General features: G+C 71.0%; 22 protein-coding genes and 1 pseudogene. 12 read left to right on the top strand and 11 right to left on the bottom strand.

The features are described 5' to 3' along the window. Together ABZ453_RS42450 and ABZ453_RS42445 are read right to left on the bottom strand one after the other, a co-directional pair. On the bottom strand, positions 1 to 578 hold a 578-nt coding region (locus ABZ453_RS42450; RefSeq protein ID WP_359024015.1), incomplete at its 3' end, for a maltotransferase domain-containing protein. Between the two features lie 70 nt (positions 579 to 648). Beyond that, positions 649 to 948, bottom strand: coding sequence for a DUF5133 domain-containing protein (locus tag ABZ453_RS42445; RefSeq protein ID WP_359024013.1), 300 nt, complete (start codon positions 946 to 948; stop codon positions 649 to 651). A gap of 316 nt (positions 949 to 1,264) precedes the next feature. On the opposite strand from ABZ453_RS42445, the gene ABZ453_RS42440 reads away from it, so the two are divergent. After that, entirely contained in the window at positions 1,265 to 1,774 is a 510-nt protein-coding gene (locus ABZ453_RS42440; RefSeq protein WP_133047644.1) for a pep a2, read from the top strand. Continuing rightward, positions 1,771 to 3,918, top strand: a complete 2,148-nt coding sequence (glgX, locus tag ABZ453_RS42435; RefSeq protein WP_359024011.1) for a glycogen debranching protein GlgX — start codon at positions 1,771 to 1,773, stop codon at positions 3,916 to 3,918. Before ABZ453_RS42440 ends, glgX begins: the two co-directional genes overlap by 4 nt. A gap of 244 nt (positions 3,919 to 4,162) precedes the next feature. Here the strand turns inward: glgX and ABZ453_RS42430 are convergent, their stop codons facing one another. Next, positions 4,163 to 4,966, bottom strand: coding sequence for a VOC family protein (locus ABZ453_RS42430; protein WP_359024009.1), 804 nt, complete (start codon positions 4,964 to 4,966; stop codon positions 4,163 to 4,165). A 171-nt stretch (positions 4,967 to 5,137) separates the two neighbouring features. Between ABZ453_RS42430 and ABZ453_RS42425 the strand changes: the two genes are divergently transcribed. Then, complete coding sequence (locus ABZ453_RS42425; RefSeq protein ID WP_359024007.1) at positions 5,138 to 5,470, top strand: ANTAR domain-containing protein; 333 nt, start codon at positions 5,138 to 5,140, stop codon at positions 5,468 to 5,470. A 21-nt stretch (positions 5,471 to 5,491) separates the two neighbouring features. Here ABZ453_RS42425 and ABZ453_RS42420 read toward each other — a convergent pair whose 3' ends face one another. Further along, a complete protein-coding gene (locus ABZ453_RS42420; RefSeq protein ID WP_359024005.1) occupies positions 5,492 to 6,286 on the bottom strand; it encodes a SigB/SigF/SigG family RNA polymerase sigma factor in 795 nt (264 codons plus the stop codon). Between the two features lie 258 nt (positions 6,287 to 6,544). Between ABZ453_RS42420 and ABZ453_RS42415 the strand changes: the two genes are divergently transcribed. The 4 genes from ABZ453_RS42415 to ABZ453_RS42400 all read left to right on the top strand — a co-directional run bounded on the left by ABZ453_RS42415 (position 6,545) and on the right by ABZ453_RS42400 (position 9,399). Next, positions 6,545 to 6,997, top strand: a complete 453-nt coding sequence (locus ABZ453_RS42415; protein ID WP_359024003.1) for a MarR family winged helix-turn-helix transcriptional regulator — start codon at positions 6,545 to 6,547, stop codon at positions 6,995 to 6,997. Positions 6,998 to 7,022: 25 nt separating this feature from the next. Next, the gene (locus tag ABZ453_RS42410; protein WP_359024001.1) at positions 7,023 to 7,865 is read left to right on the top strand and encodes an ATP-binding cassette domain-containing protein; all 843 of its coding nucleotides are present in this window, start codon (positions 7,023 to 7,025) and stop codon (positions 7,863 to 7,865) included. Next, positions 7,825 to 8,685, top strand: a complete 861-nt coding sequence (locus tag ABZ453_RS42405) for an ABC transporter permease (protein WP_359023999.1) — start codon at positions 7,825 to 7,827, stop codon at positions 8,683 to 8,685. The genes ABZ453_RS42410 and ABZ453_RS42405 overlap by 41 nt, the downstream gene beginning before the upstream one ends. 192 nt (positions 8,686 to 8,877) lie before the next feature. After that, positions 8,878 to 9,399: a hypothetical protein gene (locus tag ABZ453_RS42400; RefSeq protein WP_133047651.1), complete on the top strand. Its 522-nt coding sequence runs from the start codon at positions 8,878 to 8,880 to the stop codon at positions 9,397 to 9,399. 48 nt (positions 9,400 to 9,447) lie between these two features. Here ABZ453_RS42400 and hemC read toward each other — a convergent pair whose 3' ends face one another. Next, entirely contained in the window at positions 9,448 to 10,383 is a 936-nt protein-coding gene (gene hemC / locus ABZ453_RS42395; RefSeq protein WP_359023996.1) for a hydroxymethylbilane synthase, read from the bottom strand. Between the two features lie 199 nt (positions 10,384 to 10,582). Continuing rightward, positions 10,583 to 11,767, bottom strand: a complete 1,185-nt coding sequence (locus tag ABZ453_RS42390) for an MFS transporter (protein ID WP_359023994.1) — start codon at positions 11,765 to 11,767, stop codon at positions 10,583 to 10,585. A gap of 123 nt (positions 11,768 to 11,890) precedes the next feature. Here ABZ453_RS42390 and ABZ453_RS42385 point away from each other — a divergent pair, with 123 nt between their 5' ends. After that, positions 11,891 to 12,880, top strand: coding sequence for a DUF5937 family protein (locus tag ABZ453_RS42385; RefSeq protein ID WP_359023992.1), 990 nt, complete (start codon positions 11,891 to 11,893; stop codon positions 12,878 to 12,880). A 27-nt stretch (positions 12,881 to 12,907) separates the two neighbouring features. Here ABZ453_RS42385 and ABZ453_RS42380 read toward each other — a convergent pair whose 3' ends face one another. After that, on the bottom strand, positions 12,908 to 14,494 hold the full coding sequence (locus ABZ453_RS42380) for a serine/threonine-protein kinase (RefSeq protein ID WP_359023990.1): 1,587 nt from the start codon (positions 14,492 to 14,494) through the stop codon (positions 12,908 to 12,910). A gap of 305 nt (positions 14,495 to 14,799) precedes the next feature. Between ABZ453_RS42380 and asnB the strand changes: the two genes are divergently transcribed. After that, complete coding sequence (gene asnB / locus ABZ453_RS42375) at positions 14,800 to 16,641, top strand: asparagine synthase (glutamine-hydrolyzing) (protein WP_359023988.1); 1,842 nt, start codon at positions 14,800 to 14,802, stop codon at positions 16,639 to 16,641. Between the two features lie 73 nt (positions 16,642 to 16,714). Then, on the top strand, positions 16,715 to 17,185 hold the full coding sequence (locus ABZ453_RS42370) for a MarR family transcriptional regulator (protein WP_359023986.1): 471 nt from the start codon (positions 16,715 to 16,717) through the stop codon (positions 17,183 to 17,185). A gap of 16 nt (positions 17,186 to 17,201) precedes the next feature. Here the strand turns inward: ABZ453_RS42370 and ABZ453_RS42365 are convergent, their stop codons facing one another. Beyond that, positions 17,202 to 17,690 carry a carboxymuconolactone decarboxylase family protein gene (locus tag ABZ453_RS42365; RefSeq protein WP_359023984.1) on the bottom strand — a complete coding sequence of 163 codons (489 nt, stop codon included), beginning with the start codon at positions 17,688 to 17,690 and terminating at the stop codon, positions 17,202 to 17,204. A 146-nt stretch (positions 17,691 to 17,836) separates the two neighbouring features. On the opposite strand from ABZ453_RS42365, the gene ABZ453_RS42360 reads away from it, so the two are divergent. Further along, entirely contained in the window at positions 17,837 to 18,943 is a 1,107-nt protein-coding gene (locus ABZ453_RS42360; protein WP_359023982.1) for an LLM class flavin-dependent oxidoreductase, read from the top strand. 56 nt (positions 18,944 to 18,999) lie between these two features. After that, positions 19,000 to 19,434, top strand: coding sequence for a tetratricopeptide repeat protein (locus tag ABZ453_RS42355; RefSeq protein ID WP_359024019.1), 435 nt, complete (start codon positions 19,000 to 19,002; stop codon positions 19,432 to 19,434). Positions 19,435 to 19,510: 76 nt separating this feature from the next. On the opposite strand, the pseudogene ABZ453_RS42350 reads toward ABZ453_RS42355, so the two are convergent. From ABZ453_RS42350 to ABZ453_RS42340, 3 genes and pseudogenes are all read right to left on the bottom strand, one after another. Next, positions 19,511 to 19,654: pseudogene (locus ABZ453_RS42350) on the bottom strand (DUF4440 domain-containing protein); the annotation flags it as partial. A 62-nt stretch (positions 19,655 to 19,716) separates the two neighbouring features. After that, positions 19,717 to 20,739, bottom strand: a complete 1,023-nt coding sequence (locus ABZ453_RS42345) for an LLM class flavin-dependent oxidoreductase (protein WP_359023980.1) — start codon at positions 20,737 to 20,739, stop codon at positions 19,717 to 19,719. Positions 20,740 to 20,788: 49 nt separating this feature from the next. Then, entirely contained in the window at positions 20,789 to 21,703 is a 915-nt protein-coding gene (locus ABZ453_RS42340) for an LLM class flavin-dependent oxidoreductase (protein ID WP_359023978.1), read from the bottom strand. Between the last annotated feature and the right edge of the window lie 76 nt (positions 21,704 to 21,779).

Below are 21,779 nucleotides of genomic sequence, written 5' to 3'. Positions count from 1 at the left end.
ACCAGCAGCGGCAGCGTCTCGGAGGCCGTCACCAGCTCCCGCAGCGGATGCCGGGCCAGCACCGCGTCCACCTCCGGCGTCAACGCCGCCGCCAGCCGCGTGGCGATGGGCAGTGAGTCGTCGCGCAGGGTCTCAGCGGCCAGCAGGATCGTGGCGCGCCCGGCGCCCTCGGGCACTCCGGCGGCCACCCGGTCGTACAACTCGGCGCCCTCCTCCAGGACCAGGCCGGCGTCGATGCCGGCCGGGACCTTGATGCGGGCGCGATGCCGCCAGCTCGCGACGGGGTCGCTCCAGGCCTCCACCCGGAAGGTCCAGCGGCCCTCCGCGGTCGGCGTGACCTCGGCACCCCAGCGGTCGGAACCGGGGGCCAGCTCGCGCATCGGCGTCCAGGGCCCGTGGGTGCCCTCGGGATCGGTCAGGACGACGTTCGCGGCGACGGCGTCGTGCCCCTCGCGGAACACGGTCGCGGTGACCTGGAACGTTTCTCCCGAGACCGCCTTGGCGGGACGTCTGCCGCACTCGACGACCGGATGGACGTCGCGCACCGGGATACGGCCGATGGCCGGGATCGAACTCATGGGTGTCACCTCCGCCGTGCTCGAGGCCGGGCGCGGAGCCCGGCCGGGGATACGAACCGCGCCGGAAGGGTCACCTTCCGGCGAGAAAACCGCGGGCCTCGGTCGGCGGACCGTGCCGGTCGGCCTCCCCGGCCCGGGGACGCTCGTCCTGCTCCGCCAGATAGGCGACCAGACTCGACCGCAGATAACGCTCGGCGGCGTCCGCGGCCTCGCGGGCACAACGCTTGCCCATCAACACGCACAGCGTGTACCCGGAGTCCTCGAAGGTGGCCCGCACCGCGCGGTCCGCGGGGGACGCGAGCATGACGCGTTCCCACGCCCGGTACCGCCGCAGTTGGCGGGCCACTTCGGCTTTGGCCGGTAGCAGCATGACGCCCTTCACTTTCGGGGCTCGATGGCGCGTTTCCCGACCGTCGGGCGGCGGCCGTGCGTGGGCACGCACGGATCCGTTACGGGCATCGAGATCTGTGACACATGGTGCATGTGCAACAACGCAGCGTCTTGTTGGAAATTCAACCGTGTCGTGCGCGCCACCCACCTGGCGTCTGCTCGTGTTGCACGAATGGCGTAGTTCGCCCACGCTTGGGGTGACTCAGGAGCGATCAGTGCTCACGCTTCGCGTTCGGGGCCCCGTCCCACCAGGGGCGAGGAGGAGCGAGAGCTTCGCCGGTGAGGAGCCAACGACGATGAAGACCGCAGTGCCCTGCTACTACCACCTCGACGTGGAAGTCAGTCCGGAGCGAGTCGGACAGGTCAGGCGCATCCTGGCCGCTCACCTCAGGCTCTGGGACCTCGAGACGCTGGTCGACCCCGTCTGCCGCGGCGCCGAGCTGCTGCTGAAGGCCATCGACGAGCACGCGACGGACAAGAACACGTCGATCGAGATGTGGTGGAACGGCCAGCACCTGATCACCGCCATCGGGGAGAACGACTGTGAACTGCGCCCGGACCAGGACCTGCGGTCCTGTCTGCAGCGCATCGCCGCGATGAGCGACGGCTGGGGCTGCTGTGCCACGGACACCGGCAGCAAGGTCATCTGGTTCTCGCAGCGTGCCCGCGCCGGCGAACGCGTCCCCCTCGTACCGGTGGCGCCCGCGCCCAGTCTGCGCGAGGTGCGCCAGGTGCCCCGCGAGGTGCCCGTCGCGGCCCTCGCGGCCCCGGCCGACGGTGCCGGCGTGCTGGAGGACGCCCGGTGACCGCGAAGCGCCGCCGCAAGGCAGGGGTGCCCGTGTGGAGCGGGCACCCCTACCCGTTGGGTGCCACCTACGACGGCAGGGGCACCAACTTCGCCCTCTTCAGCGAGGTCGCCGAGCGCGTGGAGCTCGTCCTCGTCGACGACGAGGGCGTCGAGAGCACCGCCGCGGTGACGGAGGTCGACGGGTTCGTCTGGCACTGCTACCTGCCCGACATCGGCCCCGGACAGCGCTACGGCTACCGGGTGCACGGCCCCTGGCACCCGGAGCTCGGCCACCGCTGCAATCCGGCGAAGCTGCTCCTGGACCCGTACACCAAGGCGGTCGACGGACAGGTGGACAACCACGCCTCCCTCTTCGAGCGCGCACCGCACGGCCGCTCCCGCGCCGACAGCGCCGGGCACACCATGCTCGGCGTGGTGACCGACCCGGCCTTCGACTGGGGCGACGACCGGCCGCCGGGGCGGCCGTACGCCGAGAGCGTCATCTACGAGGCCCATGTCCGCGGCCTGACCCGCACCCACCCCGACGTCCCCGAGGAACTGCGCGGCACCTACGCCGGCCTCGCCCACCCGGCGGTGATCGAGCATCTGACCGCGCTCGGGGTCACCGCCGTCGAGCTGATGCCGGTGCACCAGTACGTGCAGGACGGCGTGCTGCAGGACAAGGGCCTCGCCAACTACTGGGGCTACAACACGATCGGCTTCTTCGCCCCGCACAACGCCTACGCCGCCCACGGCACCCGCGGCCAGCAGGTCACCGAGTTCAAGACCATGGTCAAGGCGCTGCACGCGGCCGGACTCGAGGTCATCCTCGACGTCGTCTACAACCACACCGCCGAGGGCAACGAGAAGGGCCCCACCCTCTCCTTCCGCGGCATCGACAACGCCTCCTACTACCGCCTGGTCGACGGCGACTGGAAGCACTACTACGACACCACCGGCACCGGCAACAGCCTGCTGATGCGCCACCCGTACGTACTGCAGCTGATCATGGATTCGCTGCGGTACTGGGTCACCGAGATGCACGTCGACGGCTTCCGCTTCGACCTCGCGGCCACGCTGGCCCGGCAGTTCCACGAGGTGGACCGGCTCTCGGCGTTCTTCGACCTCATCCAGCAGGACCCGGTGATCAGCCGCGTCAAGCTGATCGCCGAGCCCTGGGACGTGGGGGAGGGCGGCTACCAGGTCGGCAACTTCCCGCCGCTGTGGTCGGAGTGGAACGGCCGTTACCGCGACGCCGTACGGGACTTCTGGCGTGCGGAGGAGCACACGCTGGGCGAGTTCGCGTCCCGGCTGACCGGCTCCTCCGACCTGTACCAGCACAGCCGGCGCCGCCCCCGCGCGAGCGTCAACTTCGTCACCGCGCACGACGGATTCACCCTGCGCGACCTGGTGTCGTACAACGACAAGCACAACGAGGCCAACGGCGAGGGCAACCAGGACGGCGAGAGCGTCAACCGGTCCTGGAACTGCGGTACCGAGGGCGAGACCGACGACCCGGCCGTCCTGGAGCTGCGCGCCCGCCAGCAGCGCAACTTCATCGCCACCCTGCTGCTGTCGCAGGGCATCCCGATGCTGTGCCACGGCGACGAACTCGGGCGTACCCAGGGCGGCAACAACAACGCCTACTGCCAGGACAACGAAGTCTCCTGGGTGGACTGGGGGTTGAGCGAGGAGCAGCGGGACCTCGCGGACTTCACGCGCTATGTGATCGGGTTGCGGGCGGCCCATCCGGTGCTGCGCCGCCGCCGCTTCTTCCGCGGTGAGACCCCCGTCCGCGCGCGTCGGCCGCTGCCCGACCTGGTGTGGTTCGCGCCGGACGGCCAGGAGATGACGGAGGAGGACTGGCAGCGCCCGGACGCCCACTCCGTGGCCGCGTTCCTCAACGGCGACGCCATCGCCGAACACGACTCCTGCGGCCGCCGCGTGGTGGACGACTCCTTCCTGCTGCTGTTCAACAGCTACTGGGAGCCGATGGAGTTCCACCTCCCGGACGCCGCGTACGGCGAGCGGTGGACGACCCTGATCGACACCGCCATCACCAAGGGACCGCCCGACGAGACGGAACACAAGGCCGGTGCCCGGATGCCGGTGGAGCCGCGCAGCCTGGTGCTGCTGTCACGCCCCTCCCGCAGAAAAGCCTGAGGTGAACGGCTGAGAAGGCCGGGCCGGGAAGGGGCCACCGGACGGCTGGTCAAGCCCTTCGGCCCGACCGTCGGCTTCCCCGCCGCCGGCGCCACCACCGCCCGCCGCACCCCGCCCGTCGTCCGGCGCCGCCTCCTTCCGCGGCCCGGCGCGCGGACACGGCCGCCGACGAGCGTCGTCGCCGGCTGGAGAAGGCCCGGCGGGAGGCCGAGCAGACCGAGGCGGCTCGGAGTCAAGCGGGACGCTACCGTTCGCGGCGCGACGTCACCGTGAACTGCGCCCCGTCCGCGTCCCGCAGCACCGCCTCGTCGCTGCCCTTGGACAGCACGCTTCCGCCGTGCAGTTCCGCGGCCCGCACACACGCGGCGACGTCCTCCACCGCGAAGTGGACCTGCCAGTGCGGCCGGATGGTCGGATCCGGCGCCGCTCCGAGCGCCCCGGACACGATACGGGCCACGATGTCGCCCTGGCTGCGCAGCACCACCTCGCCGCCCTCGTAGTGCACCTCGCAGCAGCCGGGCCGGTCGGTGGCCCACTCCAGAACCTCGCCGTAGAAGATCGCCGCGTCGAAGGCGTCCCGGGTGTGCAGCCGGACGAAGGCCGGGGCGGCGTGACGCCACTTGTCCCAGTCGGAGACGAGCTCGCCCTCCCAGATCCCGAAGGTCGCCCCGTCCCGGTCGGCGAGCAGGGCCGCCCGTCCCGGCGGGAAGGAGATCGGCCCGACGGCGGCCGTACCGCCGCGTTCCTGGGCGCGGGCCACGGCTTCGTCGGCGCTCGGCACGGCGAAGTACGCCGTCCAGGCGACCGCCATCTGCCACATGGAGGCGACACCGGCGATCCCGGCCACCGGTGTGCCGTCCACCATGGCCATCCGGAACCGGTCACCGAGCTTGGCCGAGCGCCACTGCCAGCCGAGTACGGCCGAGTAGAAGTCCTCGGTGGCGTCGAGGTCGCGGCTGGTCAGGCTCACCCAGCAGGGGGCCCCGAACACGGAGTGCGTGGAGACGACGTTGGTCGTACCGCCGCGGCGTGTCGTGTGGTCGTTCATGGCACTCGCGTCCTGGGTCTCGTCCACCGGCGGCCACCGGTGTGTCACCAGTGTCCAACCGGAACCGCTCGATGCGCCTGCCGAGTACCCCGGGGAGGGGGCCGAAACGGTGGCCCCCACCCCTGCGGCGCCTCCGCTGGCGCGGGGCGCGACGAGTGCGACGATGGAGGCGTGGCAGCACAGCACGAGCACTCCGCCCAGGCCCAGCGGATCTTCGAGCTGGAGGAGCAGGTGGACCAGCTCAAGGAAGCCTTGGCGTCGCATGCCGTCGTGGACCAGGCGATCGGTATGGTCGTCGCCCTCGGCAGGGTGTCACCCGATCAGGGGTGGGCGGTTTTGAAGGACGTCTCCCAGCACACCAACATCAAGCTGCGCAATGTCGCGGAGCTGATCCTCATCTGGGGCCGCAGCGGCATGATGCCGGCGGAGATCCGGGCCGAACTAGAGGACGCCCTGGACCGCTACGGCCCGACACAGGTCCCCGGCGCCCCACCGGAAGAGTGAGAAGCCGGCGTACGCGGGCCCTCAGCGGGTCTGGGCCAGCAGCTGCTCCCGCAGCTGAGCGAAGCAGGCGCTGAGCAGACGGGAGACGTGCATCTGCGAGATGCCGAGCTGCTCGGCGATCCGGCTCTGTGTCATTCCGCGGAAGAACCGCAGGTAGAGAATGGTCCGTTCGCGCTCCGGCAGTGCCTGCAGACACGGGCTCGCCGCCACGCGGTCGACCACGACGTCGTAGCCCGGATCCGGTCCGCCGATCGCGTCCGCCAGGGCGTAGCCGTCCGTTCCGGGCATCTCGGCGTCGAGGGACAGCGTGGAGAAGCAGTCCAGGGCCTCCATCCCCATACGCACCTCGGCCTCGCTCAGCTGTGCCCGCTCGGCGATCTCGGCGACGGTCGGCGCCCGGCCCGGGGTGGTCTGCGACAGGTACTTGGCCGCTTGCCGTACCCGGTTGCGCAGGTCCTGGACCCGACGCGGCACGTGCAGGGTCCACATGTGGTCGCGGAAGTGCCGCTTGATCTCGCCGGTGACGGTGGGGACCGCGTAGGCCTCGAAGGCGTGCCCGCGGTCCGGGTCGTAGTGGTCGACCGCCTTGACCAGGCCGAGTGCGGCGACCTGGTAGAGGTCCTCCAGGGTCTCCCCGCGCCCCTTGAACCGCACGGCGATCCGCTCGGCCATGGGCAGCCAGATGCGTACCAGTTCGTCCCGCAGCGCCTTGCGCTCCGGGCCGTCGGGCATCCGGGCCAGTCGCTCGAAGGCGTCGGCCGTGTCGGGGGCGTCGTCATGCGGGTGGGGTTTGGTTCTGCTGGTGGTGACGCGCATCGCGCGCACCTCCCTCGGGCGGTGCTGGGTGGACAGACACCGCGGGAGACGCGGACCGGGCCTGCGGAGGACATCCGGGGCCTGACCGGCTCCCACGGACGTGCCTCCAGTCCGAAGCACTTAATTCGGATGCCCGGGACTACCCCTTTCAAAACAAAACGGGCCATACGGTAACGGATCGCGATCGGGAGGCCGCGCAGCGCGGCTTGACCCTCCCTTGAGGATGATTACCTCTGCTACAGAGGTAATCTCTCCTGTGTGGAACCGGAAGACTTCCCGGACGACCTGATCGACGCCCTCATCGGCGTCCAGCGCAGGCTCAGGCGCCGGCTTCGTGAGCAGATCGCCCCGCAGCTGCGCGGCGCCGAGGTCGAGTTGCTGCGCCTGGTCGTGACCCGGCCCGGCATCGGCATCTCGGACGCGGCCAAGGATTTGCACCTGGCCGGGAACTCGGTGTCGACGCTGGTCAACCAGCTGTCCCGGCAGGGCTATCTGGTCCGCGAGACCGACCCGGCCGACCGCCGTGCCGCCCGGCTGCTGCCCACCCCGGCCGCCGAGGCGCGCATCGCCGAATGGCGCAAACGGCGCGCGGAACTCGTACGAGGCGGCCTCGCCGGGCTCGACGAGACGGACCGGGAGGCTCTGCGCGCGGCCGTCCCCGCCCTGCGCAAGCTGGCCGAGAACCTGCACGAGGAGGCGGAGGAATCATGACGCTGCACGAGGAGGCGGAGGAATCATGACGCCGGACGCCGGGACCGAACGCGCCGAGGCCATCGCCTGCACCGGCCTCAGGTACTCCTTCGGCGAGACCAACGCGGTCGACGGACTCGATCTGACGGTGGGGGAGGGCGAGGTCTTCGGTCTGCTCGGCCCGAACGGCGCCGGCAAGACCACCGCCATCCGCTGCATCACCACCCTGCTGCCGGTCCCCGCCGGTATGGTCCGCGTCTTCGGGCACGACGCCGCCCAGGACCGTATGGCCGTACGACGCCTGCTCGGCTACGTGCCACAGCAGCTGTCCGCCGACGCCGGTCTGACCGGACGCGAGAACGTCGAACTGTTCGCCCGTGTCTTCGACGTCTCCCGCCGCGAGCGGGCCGCACGGGTCGGCCAGGCCCTGGCCGCCGTCGACCTCACCGACGCCGCCGAGCGACTCGCCAAGACCTACTCCGGTGGCATGATCCGCCGCCTCGAACTCGCCCAGGCCCTGGTCAGCGCGCCCCGGCTGCTGATCCTCGACGAGCCGACCATCGGCCTCGACCCCATCGCCCGCACCGGCGTGTGGGAGCACATCAACGCCGTGCGCGAGGCCACCGGCATGACCGTGCTGGTGACCACCCACTACATGGACGAGGCCGACCAGTACTGCGACCGGGTCGCGCTGATGCACCGCGGCCGCATCCGGGCCCTCGGCACCCCCACCGAGCTGCGTCAGGGCCTCGCCGAGCGCCGGGGCACCGACACCCTGCCGACCCTGGAGGACGTCTTCCGTGACGTCGCCGGCAGCGGTCTCGACGACGAGTCAGGAGATTTCCGCGATGTCCGAAGCACCCGCCGCACCGCGCACCGTGTCGGCTGACGCCCCTCGCGCCGCCGGCATCGACCTGCTCCTGCGGCCGCCCCGGCCGCGTGCGGGCTGGCGGCTGCTGCCCGCCCGGGTCGGGGCGATGTGCGCCGTCGAACTGCAGAAGCTGCGCCACGACCGCACCGAGCTGTACACCCGCGCGGTCCAGCCCGCCCTGTGGCTGCTGATCTTCGGCCAGACCTTCACCCGGATCCGGGCGATACCCACCGGCGGCATCCCCTACATCGACTACATGGCGCCCGGCATCATCGCCCAGTCCGCGATGTTCATCGCGATCTTCTACGGCATCCAGATCATCTGGGAACGCGACGCCGGCGTCCTCAACAAGCTGCTGGTCACTCCGACCCCGCGCTCGGCACTGATCACCGGCAAGGCGTTCGCGGCCGGAGTGAAGTCGGTGATCCAGGCCGTCGTGGTCGTCATCATCGCCGCGCTGCTCGGCGTGGCGCTGACCTGGAACCCGCTGAAGCTGCTCGCCGTGGCGGCCATCGTGATCCTGGGATCCGCCTTCTTCTCCTGTCTGTCGATGACCATCGCCGGCATCGTGCTGAGCCGTGACCGCCTGATGGGTATCGGACAGGCCATCACCATGCCGCTGTTCTTCGGCTCCAACGCCCTCTACCCGGTCTCCGTCATGCCGGGCTGGCTCCAGGCGGTCAGCAAGGTCAACCCGCTCAGCTACGAGGTGGACGCCCTGCGCGGGCTGCTCATCGGCGTCCACGCGCACGTGGCGCTCGACTTCGGGGTGCTGCTCGTGGCCGCCGCGCTGGGCATCACCGCGGCCTCCTCGCTCCTGGGCCGGCTGGCCCGCTGATCACACCCGGGGAACGTGATGTGCGGCACGCACGCGCGAGAGGGCGCGTGGCCGGTTTTCGCGATTGTTCCTGCGCACGGCTTGATCAGTGATCAAAGGGGGCGAATTCGCTGGCCACAGCGCATTCTGCTCATTTGACAGTGCACTGAGCACACAGATAGGAAGCAGCTCTCTGAGGTCGAGAGGTGGACTGTGTACGAGCCGAACGTGGTCGGGGACTGGCAGGAGTACGACGAGCATGCCGGCCTGCGTGTCCGCGTCCACCGTCTGGAAGCGGCCGAACCCCCGCGCGGACGGGACGACGCGGCGGCCGGGCTGACCTACTTCGCCCTGCGGGTGACCGTCGAGAACCGGGGCGAGCAGGCCTGCACCATCCATCTCGAGGACGGCCAGATCGACGTGCGGATCGGCCCCGACGGCGAGTCCGCGTTCATCGACTGGCGCAACTCGCAGTTCATCGAGGGCTTCGACGTCTACCCGCTGCGCCGCGCCACCGCCGTGCTGTACGCGGCCGGCCCCGAGGACTGGCTGAGCCAGGTCGACGTCCAGATCCAGCTGCGCGTCGACGACGACTGGGCCGACCGCCGGCTGTGGGCGGGCGGCATCGGACTGCACGAGGACTCCGTCGGCGCCCCCGCCGGCACCCTGCGCGAGGGACTGGCCCACCAGGTCAGCAACTTCCTGCGCGACCAGGCCGAAGAGGGCACCGCCTGACCGGCGTCCGCGGCGTCTGACCTGCCACCGCGAGCAGCCGGGCGGACCTCAGTGCGGGATGCCGTCGATGATCTCCCGGGCGCCCTGACGCAGCAGCGCCACGGCCACCGACGTACCCAGCGTGGCCGGGTCGAGCCGGCCCGCCCACTCGTGGGCGTTGAGCCGGGTCTTGCCGTCGGGGGTGAACACACAGGCGCGCAGCGACAGTTCCCCGGCGTGGTCCACGCGCGCGTAGCCGGCGATCGGGCTGTTGCAGTGGCCCTGCAGGACGTGCAGGAACATCCGTTCGGCGGTGGCCTCCCGGTGCGTGCCGGGGTCGCCCAGCCCACTGACCGCGTCGATCAGCTCGGTGTCGCCCTCCCGGCACTGCAGCGCGAGGATGCCCGCGCCGATGGACGGCATCATCGTCTCCGGCGACAGGGCCTCACTGATCACGTCCGTACGGCCGATGCGCTCCAGCCCCGACACCGCCAGCAGCAGCGCGTCCGCCTCGCCCGCCTCCAGCTTGGCCAGCCGCCGGTTGGCGTTCCCGCGGAACGGCACGCACTCCAGGTGCGGGTGGGTGGCCGCGAGTTGGGCGACCCGGCGCACCGCGGAGGTGCCGATCCGCGTCCCTTCCGGCAGCTCGTCCAGCGTCAGACCCTCCGGATGCACCAGCGCGTCCCGGATGTCGTCCCGCTTGAGGAACGCGGCGAAGGTCGTCCCCGCCGGCAGCGGACGGTCGGCGGGCACGTCCTTGAGGCAGTGCACCGCGAGATCGGCCTCGCCCGCCAGCAGCGCCGCGTCCACCTCCTTGGTGAACGCGCCCTTGCCCTCCACCTGTGACAGCACGCCCATCCACTTGTCACCGGTCGTCTTCACCGGCACGACCTCGGTGCTCACACCGGGGTGCAGGGCCGCCAACTCGGCGCGGACACGCTCCACTTGGGCCAGCGCCATGGGCGAGTCGCGGGAGACGATACGGATCAGTTCGGGGAGGGACATGCGGACACGATAGACCTCCGGGAGGGGGTGTCCGTGCCGTATCACCCCAATCGGGACGCGTATCACGCCCCAGACGTGCGCGGGCGCGGGCGCAGGCGTTCAGTTCGTTGCCGTTCTTGGGACGCAGGTCGATTCGAATATTCGTATGCCACTGGGATCTGTCCCCCCATCCCATCGACAGCTCGCCCGGCGGGCGTGCTTACCGCGCCCGGGTGGGCGCTGTCGCCGGCTTGGAGGCCGGCCAGGTCAGCACCGTGAGAGCACCCGCCGTGAGCAGCGCGCCGGCCAGGAAGGTGCCGCGCAGCCCGACGAGCGGCAACAGGCCGCCGCCCAGGAGTGCCCCGGCGGCCACACCCACGTTGAAGGCGGCCGAGTTCGCGGCCAGAGCCGTCTCGGTACGGCCGGGGGCGACCCGCAGCACCTGGCTCTGGGTCGCCACGAACACCGGCCCCACGGACGCGCCGAGCAGCATCAGCAGCGCGACGGCCGTCACCTGGTCGCTCCCGCCCGCGTACAGACCGAGCAGAGCCGCCGTCTGCGCCGCCACCGGCACGCTCAGCGTGGCGCGCGGGAAGCGGTCGAGCAGCGGGCCGGTCAGGGTGACCCCCGCCAGTCCCGCCACACCGAAGGCGAACAGCACGGTGCTCACCGCGTCCTCGCCGAATCCGCTGACCTCGTCCAGGAAGGCCACCACGTACGTCCATCCCGTGAACGCCCCGGTCACCGACAGGGCGGTGGTGGAGAGGACGACGAGGAACCGGCGCCGGTCCGGCGCGGCACCGTACGCCGCGTGGCTCTCCCGCGGACGCGATGTCGGCAGCAGGCCGGCGACGACCAGGAGCGAGACCAGCGCCAGCACCCCGAGCACCGCGAACGGCGCCCGCCAGCCGCCGTGTCCGCCCAGCCAGGTGCCGGCCGGGACCCCCAGCACCGTGGCCAGCGAACCGCCCACGGACAGCAAGCCGATCACGCGCCCGCGCCGTTCGGGAGGAAACAGGCCGACCGCCACCGGGCCCATCACCGCCCAGAACAGCGCCTGCGCCAGCGCGGTCGCGACGCGCGCCGCCAGCAGCAGCCCGTACGACGCCGTGGCGAGGGCCGAGGCCCAGCAGCCCGCCGCCAGCACGCCCAGCAGCCCGGCGAGCAGATACCGGCGGGGGACGGACCGGGTGGCATGGGCGACCGGCAGCGACACCACGGCCACGGTCAGGCCGTACCCGGTCACCAGCGCGCCCACGGCCGTCAGTGAGACACCGAGGTCGTCCGCCATCAGGGAGAGCAGGCCCACGGGCAGGTTCTCGGTGGTGTTGAAGGTGAACGCCGCCAGCATCAGCGCCGCGACGACGGCGGCCCTGCGCCAGTGGGCCGGAGGCGGGTTGCCCATCCGAAGGTCTCCGTGATGTCGGGGGACGGCCAAGTGCGGTCGGCGGCAAGCGTGTTGGTTGCGGGGGAGGGGCTTCTACTGTTTCGTTCGGGATCGAATCGCCGACCGCTCACGGAGGCCGCTGTGCCGTTGACCCTGCACCTGGGTACCGAGGACCTGACGCGCTGCCGGTTCGCCGTCTCGCCGCTGTGCCAGACCCATGAGGCGCTGCGCATGCTGCGCCGCCCGGCCCGGCACGGCTACCACCGCACCTGGCTGCGCCGGATGCGCCGCACCCTGTCCGGCCTCGACCTGTCACCGCTGTGGTTGTTCATCCCGCGCACCGGCGGCTACACTCCCGACTTCCTCGGCCCGCCCCCGCAGGAACCCTCCCCCTCCATGGAGGACGAACTGGCCCGGATGCGCGCCACCGATCCCGCCCTCGCCCACGCCGAGATCGCGCGCTCGCTCGCCTGCACTCCGGGTCTGGCCGAGTCGCCGCAGGGCCGCGCCGCCCTGGACGACCCGGGTGGGACCGTCCGCCGGCTGGCCGACCTCACCGAACTGGCCTGGCACGCCCTGCTCGCCCCCGACTGGCCGCGCCACCATGCCGTCCTCGCCGCCGACATCGCCGACCGCTCCCGCCAGGCGGCCGACGGCGGCCTCGACGCCCTCCTCACCGGCCTCCACCCCGGCATCGACTGGGCTGGTCACACCCTCACCCTGCGCATGTACGGCGATCTGGCCGAGGCTCAACGGGCCGACGGACGCGGCATCCTCCTCATGCCGAGCGTCTTCGTCTGGCCGGACGTGGTCAGCGGCTTCGCCCGCCCGTGGCAGCCGACGGTGATCTACCCCGCCGTGGGCATGGGTCGCTTCCATGTCACGCCGGCACCGCGCCCGCCCGCCGCGCTGGCCCGCCTCCTGGGCCGGCAACGCGCAGCGCTGCTCGCCGACTTGACGCTTCCCGCCGCCACGACGGAACTCGCCGAGCGCCACGGTCTGGCACCGTCCACGGTGTCGGCCCATCTGACGGCCCTGCGACAGGCGGGACTGCTCGACGCGCGACGCGAGGGCTATTACGTGCGCTACGAGCGGACGGCGCTGGGGGACGCGCTGGTCACGGGGGGATAGGGCGCTTCTTCGAGAACGGCCTGACCGTCACTCCTGGGCGGGCACCACCCGCGTCACCTTGCCCTGGGGATCGGCCGCCACATAGCAGCTGTCGTAGTCGTCGCTGAGGTAGACGGCCATGCCGGCTGGGGAGTTGGTGAAGCGGTTCGGCGATTGCAGCAGCAGGTAGTGGCTCGTCGGTTTGTCGACATGGCACTTCTTCTCGGCCAGCGCGAGCAGTGAGGGCACCGCGTCCCAGTTGAAGCCCTTGAGGCTGACGGGCTTCTCGGCTCCCAGGGAGCTGCTGATGATGTCCTTCTTGACTCCCTCGCCGGGGCGGTAGGTGTAGGTGTCGTAGTGGCTCTGGCTCCCGGGGACCATCATCCGCATGGACGCGTAGTCGGGATAGACGTTCAGTGAGCCGAAGCTCTCCCTCCCGGTCTTGTCCTCGACCGCCTTGATGGCGGTGCGGATTCCGGTGGGCGTCAGCATGCCGGTCGCCAGCTTCGACGTCGCGCTGGGCGCGGGCGTCCCGGCGGAGGCGGTGGGGGAGGTGGCGGCCGAGGTCGTGGGCGTGGCGCGCGGACCGGGGCTCGAGTTCGCCGACGCCTTCTCGCCGTCCCCGCCGGACAGGGCCACCCAGGTTCCCGTCCCGACGAGTACCGCGCCCGCCGCGACCGAGGCGATCACGGCACCGCGCCGTCTTCGCGGGCCGGGCACGACAGTGCTGGACTGCGGCGGGCGCGGTGGTTGTGGTGGTGCGAGGGGATAGGAGGTCGTGGCCGGTCGGGTGGCGTCCGTGGCCGCCGCGGACAGCAGCCCGTCCACGGCGTCCGCGTCCGGCCGCGCGCCGGGGTCCCGCACCAGCAGGCGTTCCAGTACGGGCGTCAGCGCCCCGGCCCGCCGGGGCGGCGGCACGTCTTCGTGGAGTACGGCGGCCAGGGTGGCCAGCGTCGTTCCGCGCTGCAGCGGATGGTGCCCCTCGACGGCCACGTACAGCATCATCGCCAGGGACCACAGGTCCGACGCGGGTCCGCCGTCGCCGCCGGAGATGCGCTCGGGGGCCATGTAGTCGGGCGTGCCGATGATCGAACCGGTGGCGGTCAGGGCGGTGGACTCACGGATCGCGGCGATGCCGAAGTCGGTGAGCACCGGCCTGCCGTCGGTGCGCAGCAGGACGTTGGCGGGCTTCACGTCGCGGTGCTGGACGCCGACGGCGTGGGCGGCGCGCAGCGCGTCGAGTACGCCTCGGCCGATGCCCGCGGCCTCGGAGGGCGCCATGGGGCCACGGGCCAGCCGGTCGGCGAGGGAGCCGCCGTCGACCAGTTCCATGACGATCCAGGGATAGGTGCCCTCCCCGCCGTCGACGATGTGATGGATCGTCACCACGTTCGGATGCTGCACCCGGGCCAGCGCCCGGGCCTCGCGCAGCACCCGCGCGCGCAGCATCCTTGCGGCGTCCGGGTCGTACTCGGCGAGGTCCGGGTCGGCGGGCCGGACCTCCTTGACCGCCACGCTCCGCTGCAGCAGCAGGTCGCGGGCGCGCCAGACCGTGCCCATGCCCCCGCCGCCGAGTCTGCTCTCCAGTTCGAAGCGCCCGTCGACGACCCGTCTGGCGCTCACCCCGTCGTTCATGGCCCGGAGCTTAGAGGACGCACCCGTACGGCCCCGAGGTGGGGAAGTTTTTGCCTGTGGCCGGTTCCTGGCGGGGCGGGCCCGGTGGGGTGGGGGCCGACGGGTTTCGCGTGTGCAAAGTGCGGCCGAAAGTGTGGGGGATTCCAAGTCGCCCGTGTTACGGGCGTGTTGACCGCCCCGGCGGCGCGGCGCACCCTGACAGATGTGTGGCTTTTACATCTTGTTTGTTCGTGGGCCTCCACCCCCGCGTGGGAAGTCGCAGGTGGGACGGCATCGCGGGCAGGCCTTGAGCGGGAGGCAGACGTATGTGCGGCATCACCGGCTGGATCTCCTTCGACCGCGACCTGCGGACGGAGGTCGCCGTGTTGGATGCAATGACCGAGACGATGGCCCGCCGCGGCCCCGACGACCGCGGCACGTGGGTCCAGGGCCCGGCGGCCCTCGGGCATCGCAGGCTCGCGATCATCGACCTGCCCGGTGGCCGGCAGCCGATGAGCGCCGACACTCCGCACGGCACTGTGGCCCTCGTCTACTCGGGCGAGACGTACAACTTCACCGAACTGCGCCCTGAACTCACCAGCCGGGGACACGAGTTCAGCACCGACTCGGACACCGAGGTGGTCCTGCGCGGCTACCTGGAGTGGGGCGAGGGGATCGCCGAGCGGCTCAACGGCATGTACGCGTTCGCCGTCTGGGACGGCCGTCGCGACAAACTGGTGATGATCCGGGACCGCATGGGTATCAAGCCCTTCTACTACTACCCGACACCCGACGGCGTGCTCTTCGGCTCCGAACCCAAGGCGATCCTCGCCAACCCGCTGGCCTCCGCCCGCGTCACCCTGGACGGGCTGCGCGAACTCTTCACCATGATCAAGACGCCGGGACACGCCGTCTGGGACGGCATGGCGGAGGTCGAACCCGGCAGCGTCGTCACCGTCGACCGCACCGGCGTGCACCGCCGCGCCTACTGGGAGCTGGAGACCCGTCCCCACGCCGACGACCGTGACACCACCATCGCCACCGTCCGCTCCCTCCTCGACGACATCGTGCGCCGCCAGCTCGTCGCCGACGTACCGCGCTGCACCCTGCTCTCCGGCGGCCTCGACTCCTCCGCCATGACCGCGCTCGCCGCCCGCCAACTCGGCGAGCACGGCGAAAAGGTGCGCAGCTTCGCCGTCGACTTCGCCGGCCAGATCGACCACTTCGTCGCCGACGACCTGCGCGGCACCCCCGACACCCCGTTCGTCCACGACGTGGCCCGCACCGCCCACACCGAGCACCAGGACATCGTCCTCGACGCACAGTCCCTCGCCGATCCCGAGGTCCGCGCCAAGGTGCTCCGGGCCCGCGACCTGCCCGCCGGCCTCGGCGACATGGACGCCTCGCTCTATCTGCTCTTCCGGGCCATCCGGGACCAGTCGACGGTCGCCCTGTCCGGCGAGTCCGCCGACGAGGTCTTCGGCGGCTACCTCCAGTTCTTCGACGAGGAGGCCCGCCGGGGCACCACCTTCCCCTGGCTGGTGCGGTTCTCCCGCCACTTCGGCGAGGACGCCGAGGTCCTGCGCGACGACCTCCTCGGCTCCCTCGACCTTGAGGGATACACCGCCGACGGCTACCGCACCGCTGCCGCCGGCATCCAACGCCTCGACGGGGAGAGCGACTTCGAGTACCGCATGCGGTGCATCAGCCACCTCCACCTCACCCGCTTCGTCCGCGTTCTGCTCGACCGCAAGGACCGGGCGAGCATGGCCGTGGGCCTGGAGGTCCGCGTCCCGTTCTGCGACCACCGGCTGGTCGAGTACGTCTACAACACCCCCTGGGCGCTGAAGTCCTTCGACGGCAGGGAGAAGAGCCTGCTGCGCGAGGCAACCGCCGACCTGCTGCCCAAGTCGGTGTACGACCGGGTCAAGAGCCCCTATCCCTCCACCCAGGACCCCAAGTACGCCGCCGCGCTCCAGGACCAGGCCAAGGACCTGCTCACCCGGCCCGCCCACCCGGTCTTCGACCTTGTCGACCACGACCGCCTCCACCGCGTCGCCCACCGTGAGGCGCCGGTGAGCACCCAGGCCGAACGCCGCGGCCTCGAACGCGCGCTCGATCTCGCCCAGTGGATGGACATCTACCGCCCGGAGATCACCCTCGGCTGACTCCCGGGAAGCGGCGCAGCATGGCGCGCACGTGGAAAATGGGTGAGGTGTCAACCACGCCTACACTTTCCGCATGGAAGAGACGGTGCGCTGGCTGACGCCGGAGGAACAGCACGCGTGGCGGAGCTTCATCCGCCTGCACGACAGGCTGTGGGGCCGGCTGGCACGCCGGTTGCAGGCGGAGTCCCATGTGTCGTCCGCGGACTTCGCGGTGCTGGTCGAACTGTCCGAGGCACCGGACGGGCGGCGGCGGATCCTGGAACTCGCCCGTGTGTTGGAGTGGGAGAAGAGCCGGATGTCCCACCACATCGCCCGCATGGTCAAGCGCGGGCTGGTCGTGCGGGACGAGTGCCCCGACGACGGACGCGGAGCGTTCGTGGTGATCACGGACGCGGGGCGCGAGATGATCGAGGCCGCCGCCCCACGCCATGTGGAGACGGTGCGCGAGCTGTTCCTCGACCATGTCACACCGGCGGAACTGCGCACGCTCGCCCGGATCTCCGAACGCGTGGTGGAGAAGCTCGAAGCCGAGGAAGCGCCCTGACGTGGGCCGGTGACGGCTACCCCTCGTGGGCCGGCGGGACCGGATGCTTGCTGAGGATCGACACGCGGTTGAACGCGTTGATCGTGACCGCCACCCAGATCGCGGCCGAGATCTGGTCCTCGCTCAGGATCTGCCGGGCCCCCTCGTACGCGGACTCCTGCGCGTCGGCGTCCGTCGGATCGGTCGTCGCCTCGGCCAGCGCGAGTGCGGCGCGCTCCTGCTCGGTGAAGACCTCGGTGTCCCGCCAGGCCGCCAGGACACCCAGCCGCCTCGGTGACTCGCCGGCGCGCAGGGCCGCCTTCGTGTGCACCTCGAGGCAGTAGGCGCAGCCGTTCAGCTGGGACACGCGGAGGTTGATCAGTTCCACGGTGGTGCGGTCGAGCCCGGCGTCGGCCGCTGTCACGCGCACCGCCTCGGAGGTCTGCACGAGCGCGTGGAAGGCCTTGGGGCTCTGTTTGTCGATGAATATCCTGCGCGGTGCCGATCCGGTGGTGCGGTCGCTCACTTCGGGTCTCCTCCGGGGCCGTTCGTGATGGCCCGCACGTCGGGGTGTCGTCAGGTGATGCTATGGCCGGCGGTCGGAATAGCCGTGACCGGCCTCGCGTTGCACCGGCTTAGTTGATGTATCAACCTGATGGAGGGGTGAAGGCGATGCAGTTCGGCATCTTCACCGTGGGCGACGTGGCCACCGACCCGAACACGGGTCGTACGCCGACCGAGCACGAGCGGATCAAGGCCATGGTCGCCATCGCGCAGAAGGCCGAAGAGGTCGGGCTGGACGTCTTCGCGACCGGCGAGCACCACAACCGGCCGTTCGTCCCGTCGTCCCCGACCACGCTGCTGGGCTGGATCGCCGCACGCACCGAGCGGATCATCCTGTCCACCTCGACCACGCTGATCACCACCAACGACCCGGTGAAGATCGCCGAGGACTTCGCGATGCTCCAGCACCTGGCCGACGGCCGCGTCGACCTGATGACGGGCCGCGGAAACACCGGGCCGGTCTATCCCTGGTTCGGCAAGGACATCCGCGACGGCATCAGCCTCGCCGTGGAGAACTACGCCCTGCTGCACCGGCTGTGGCGCGAGGACGTCGTCGACTGGGAGGGCCGGTTCCGTACACCGCTGCAGAGCTTCACCTCGACCCCGCGGCCGCTGGACGGCATCCCGCCGTTCGTCTGGCACGGCTCCATCCGCTCCCCGGAGATCGCCGAACAGGCCGCCTACTACGGCGACGGGTTCTTCCACAACAACATCTTCTGGCCCAGGGAGCACACCGCGAAGCTGATCGATCTGTACCGCAGCCGGTACGCGCACTACGGCCACGGCACCCCGGAGCAGGCGATCGTCGGCCTGGGCGGCCAGGTCTTCATGCGCCGCACCTCCCAGGACGCAGTCCGTGAGTTCCGCCCCGTCTTCGACCACTCGCCGGTGATGGGCGGAGGGATGTCGATGGAGGAGTACATGGAGCAGACCCCGCTGACGGTCGGCACCCCCGAGCAGGTCATCGACAAGACGCTCACCTTCCGCGAGTACGCCGGCGACTATCAGCGCCAGCTGTTCGTCGTGGACGGCGGCGGCATACCGCTGAAGACGGCGTTGGAACAGATCGACATGCTCGGCGAGGAGGTCGTACCGGTGCTGCGTGCGGAGTTCGCCAGGAACCGTCCGGCCGACGTGCCGGAGGCACCCACCCACGCGTCCCTGCTCGCCGCCCGTGACGCCGAGCGTGCGCAGGCCACCGGACCGGTGTCGTGAGCCGGCCCCGCCGCGGACAGCAGGAAGGACGGGAAGGAACGATGACGGACAGCAATATGACGGACAACGACTTCAACGGGTACCTCGCCGGCGACGGCGTGGCACCCGACCGGTGGGCCAGCGCCCTGCACCTGTTCGACAACGGCGCCGGCGTGCCGCACGAGGAGACCACCACGGAGCGCTGGGAGCGGGCACAGCTGCTGTTCGAGGCCCGGGACTACATCGGCGCCGCGCGGCTGCTCGCGGCCGTGGTGGAGGAGGCCCCGGAGCAGATCGGGCCCCGGCTGCTGCTGGCCCGTGCCTACTACCACTCGGCACAACTGCGGCGCGCCGAGGAACAGTTGCGCGTGATCGTCGAGCGCGACCCGGTGGAGCACTACGCCCACCTGATGCTGGGCCGCACCCTGCAACGCCAGGGACGTCCGGACGAGGCGACGCCGTGGCTACGGATGGCCGCGGCGTTCGCGGGCGAGTTCGCCGACGGCGAGTGAGCGAGCGGGGCCGAAACGAGGAGCGGGGGTCACCGGGCCGACCCGGTGACCCCCGCTCACGCTGCCCGTGACTTGTTCACGCGGTCACCGCGTCGCGGACGAGCGCGCTGTCGACGAACTGCTCGAAGCGGACGATCAGACCGCCCCGTACGACGAAGTGGTGCGCCCCCCTGACGTCGATCGGCTTGCCGGTAGCCTTGTTGGTCGCGAGGTAGCGGGCACCCGGGTTGCATCTGGCCGGCGCCTCCAGTGGGGCGGCGCCGACCTTGCGGCGGCGAGGGCTCAGCGCCAGCCGAGTTCCGGGGCGACGTGGGTGAGGATGCTCTCGACGACGTGCGCGTTGTAGTCGACGCCGAGCTGGTTGGGCACCGTGAGCAGCAGGGTGTCGGCGGCGGTGATGGCCTCGTCCTCGGCGAGCCGTTTGACGAGTACGTCGGGTTCGGCGGCGTAGGTGCGGCCGAAGACCGCGCGGGTGTCGGCGTCGATGTACCCCACGTGGTCCTTGGAGTCGCGTTCCCGGCCGAAGTAGGCGCGGTCCCGGTCGTCGACGAGCGCGAAGACGCTGCGGCTGACGGAGACCCGGGGTTCGCGTTCATGGCCCGCAGCGCGCCAGGCCTCGCGGTAGGCCTCGATCTGCTTGCGCTGCTGGACGTGCAGCGGTTCGCCGCTCTCGTCGTCCTTGAGGGTCGAGCTCTGCAGGTTCATGCCGACCTTGGCGGCCCACACGGCGGTCGCGTCGGAACCGGACCCCCACCAGATCCGCTCCCGCAGCCCCTCGGAGTACGGCTCGATCCGCAGCAGCCCCGGCGGGTTGCCGAACATCGGGTTCGGGTTCGGCTCCGCGAACCCTTCGCCCTTCAGCACCTCCAGAAGCACCTCGGTGTGCGCACGGGCCATGTCGGCGTCGGTCTTGCCCTCCGCGGGCCGGTACCCGAAGTGCCGCCAGCCGTCGATGACCTGCTCCGGTGAGCCCCGGCTGATCCCGAGCTGGAGCCGCCCGCCGGAGATGAGGTCGGCGGCGCCGGCGTCCTCGGCCATGTACATGGGGTTCTCGTAGCGCATGTCGATGACACCGGTGCCGATCTCGATCCGGCTGGTGCGGGCGCCGATGGCGGCGAGCAGCGGGAACGGTGAGCCGTGCTGCCTGGCGAAGTGGTGGACACGGAAATAGGCACCGTCGGCGCCCAGCTCCTCGGCGGCGACCGCCAGGTCGATCGCCTGCAGCAGGGAGTCGGCGGCGGACCGCGTCTGCGAATGCGGCGACGGGGTCCAGTGCCCGAACGACAGAAAACCGATCTTCTTCATAGTTGGTTCAACGTTCTACGATCGAGTTCATTCCGAGGCGCGCGTGACATCAAACGGAGAGCGCGGGGATCAGCTCCGCGGCGATGCGCTCCGCGAGCGGCGCGGGATCGCCGAGCGGGGTGAACAGGACGAGGTCCGCGCCGGCGTCGATCACCTCGCGGACGCCCGCCACGCACTCGTCCAGGGTCCCGGCGACCGCGGCGGCCTCGATACGGGCGATCCGGCGACCGTAGACACGGGCCAGTCCGGCGTTGATCCGCTCCCGTGCCCGTTCGGCGTCGTCGTCGATGTCGATGTAGACCCGCTTGGCGACCGGGAAGTGCGTCCTGCCCGCCGTGGCCGCCTCCTCGGCGACGAACGCGACGTGCTCACGGAACGCGGCCGTGGTGGACGAGCCGGCGCCGAAGAACCCGTCCCCCAGCCGCACCGCGCGCCGCAGCGCCGACTCGCTCGAGCCACCGAACCACAGCGGCGGATGCGGCTTCTGGAGCGGCTTGGGCTCCATCGCGGCGTCCTCGAGCTGCCAGAACTCACCCTCGAAGGTGACGCTCGGCCGTGTCCACAGCGCCTTGACGAGGTCGATGCCCTCGGTGAACCGCGCCAGGTACCGGGCCTTGTCCATGCCGAACGCGGCGAACGGCCGGTTCGGGCCACCGGAGCCGACGCCCACCTCCAGCCGGCCTCCGCTCATCTGGTCGACGGTCGCCAGCGCCTTCGCGAAGTGGACGGGCTGGTGGAGTGTGCTCACGAAGACGGTCGTCCCCAGCCGCAGCCGGGTCGTGCACGCGGCGGCGTACGTCATGGCCTCCATCGGCGACAGCACCGCCCCGGTGCCGAGTGGTGACTCCTGCGCCCAGACGCTGTGGTACCCGAGGTCCTCCGCCCGCGCGAGGTACGCGCGGAAGGCTCCCGGATCGAACTCGCCGTCCAGGTAGAACTGGGGGATGGAGATGGCAAAGCGCATGCCTCCAACGTATCGATGAACCCTGTCGGAGGCGGCCTGGTCCGGGAGGAGCGCGGACAGGGCCCTGCGGCCGGCG

Origin of the sequence: Streptomyces sp. NPDC005799 (assembly GCF_040630525.1) — a bacterium.
GTDB classification, from domain to species: Bacteria; Actinomycetota; Actinomycetes; order Streptomycetales; family Streptomycetaceae; genus Streptomyces; species Streptomyces griseorubiginosus_B.
This window is presented reverse-complemented; position numbering and strand designations above follow the sequence as displayed.

Excerpts from the sequence above, each read along its gene's own strand:
- ABZ453_RS42445 (WP_359024013.1), bottom strand. The coding sequence starts at position 948 with ATGCTGCTACCGGCCAAAGCCGAAGTGGCCCGCCAACTGCGGCGGTAC.
- ABZ453_RS42440 (WP_133047644.1), top strand. The coding sequence starts at position 1,265 with ATGAAGACCGCAGTGCCCTGCTACTACCACCTCGACGTGGAAGTCAGT.
- ABZ453_RS42430 (WP_359024009.1), bottom strand. The coding sequence starts at position 4,966 with ATGAACGACCACACGACACGCCGCGGCGGTACGACCAACGTCGTCTCC.
- ABZ453_RS42420 (WP_359024005.1), bottom strand. The coding sequence starts at position 6,286 with ATGCGCGTCACCACCAGCAGAACCAAACCCCACCCGCATGACGACGCC.
- ABZ453_RS42410 (WP_359024001.1), top strand. The coding sequence starts at position 7,023 with ATGACGCCGGACGCCGGGACCGAACGCGCCGAGGCCATCGCCTGCACC.
- ABZ453_RS42405 (WP_359023999.1), top strand. The coding sequence starts at position 7,825 with ATGTCCGAAGCACCCGCCGCACCGCGCACCGTGTCGGCTGACGCCCCT.
- hemC (WP_359023996.1), bottom strand. The coding sequence starts at position 10,383 with ATGTCCCTCCCCGAACTGATCCGTATCGTCTCCCGCGACTCGCCCATG.
- ABZ453_RS42390 (WP_359023994.1), bottom strand. The coding sequence starts at position 11,767 with ATGGGCAACCCGCCTCCGGCCCACTGGCGCAGGGCCGCCGTCGTCGCG.
- ABZ453_RS42380 (WP_359023990.1), bottom strand. The coding sequence starts at position 14,494 with ATGAACGACGGGGTGAGCGCCAGACGGGTCGTCGACGGGCGCTTCGAA.
- asnB (WP_359023988.1), top strand. The coding sequence starts at position 14,800 with ATGTGCGGCATCACCGGCTGGATCTCCTTCGACCGCGACCTGCGGACG.
- ABZ453_RS42370 (WP_359023986.1), top strand. The coding sequence starts at position 16,715 with ATGGAAGAGACGGTGCGCTGGCTGACGCCGGAGGAACAGCACGCGTGG.
- ABZ453_RS42360 (WP_359023982.1), top strand. The coding sequence starts at position 17,837 with ATGCAGTTCGGCATCTTCACCGTGGGCGACGTGGCCACCGACCCGAAC.
- ABZ453_RS42355 (WP_359024019.1), top strand. The coding sequence starts at position 19,000 with ATGACGGACAACGACTTCAACGGGTACCTCGCCGGCGACGGCGTGGCA.
- ABZ453_RS42345 (WP_359023980.1), bottom strand. The coding sequence starts at position 20,739 with ATGAAGAAGATCGGTTTTCTGTCGTTCGGGCACTGGACCCCGTCGCCG.
- ABZ453_RS42340 (WP_359023978.1), bottom strand. The coding sequence starts at position 21,703 with ATGCGCTTTGCCATCTCCATCCCCCAGTTCTACCTGGACGGCGAGTTC.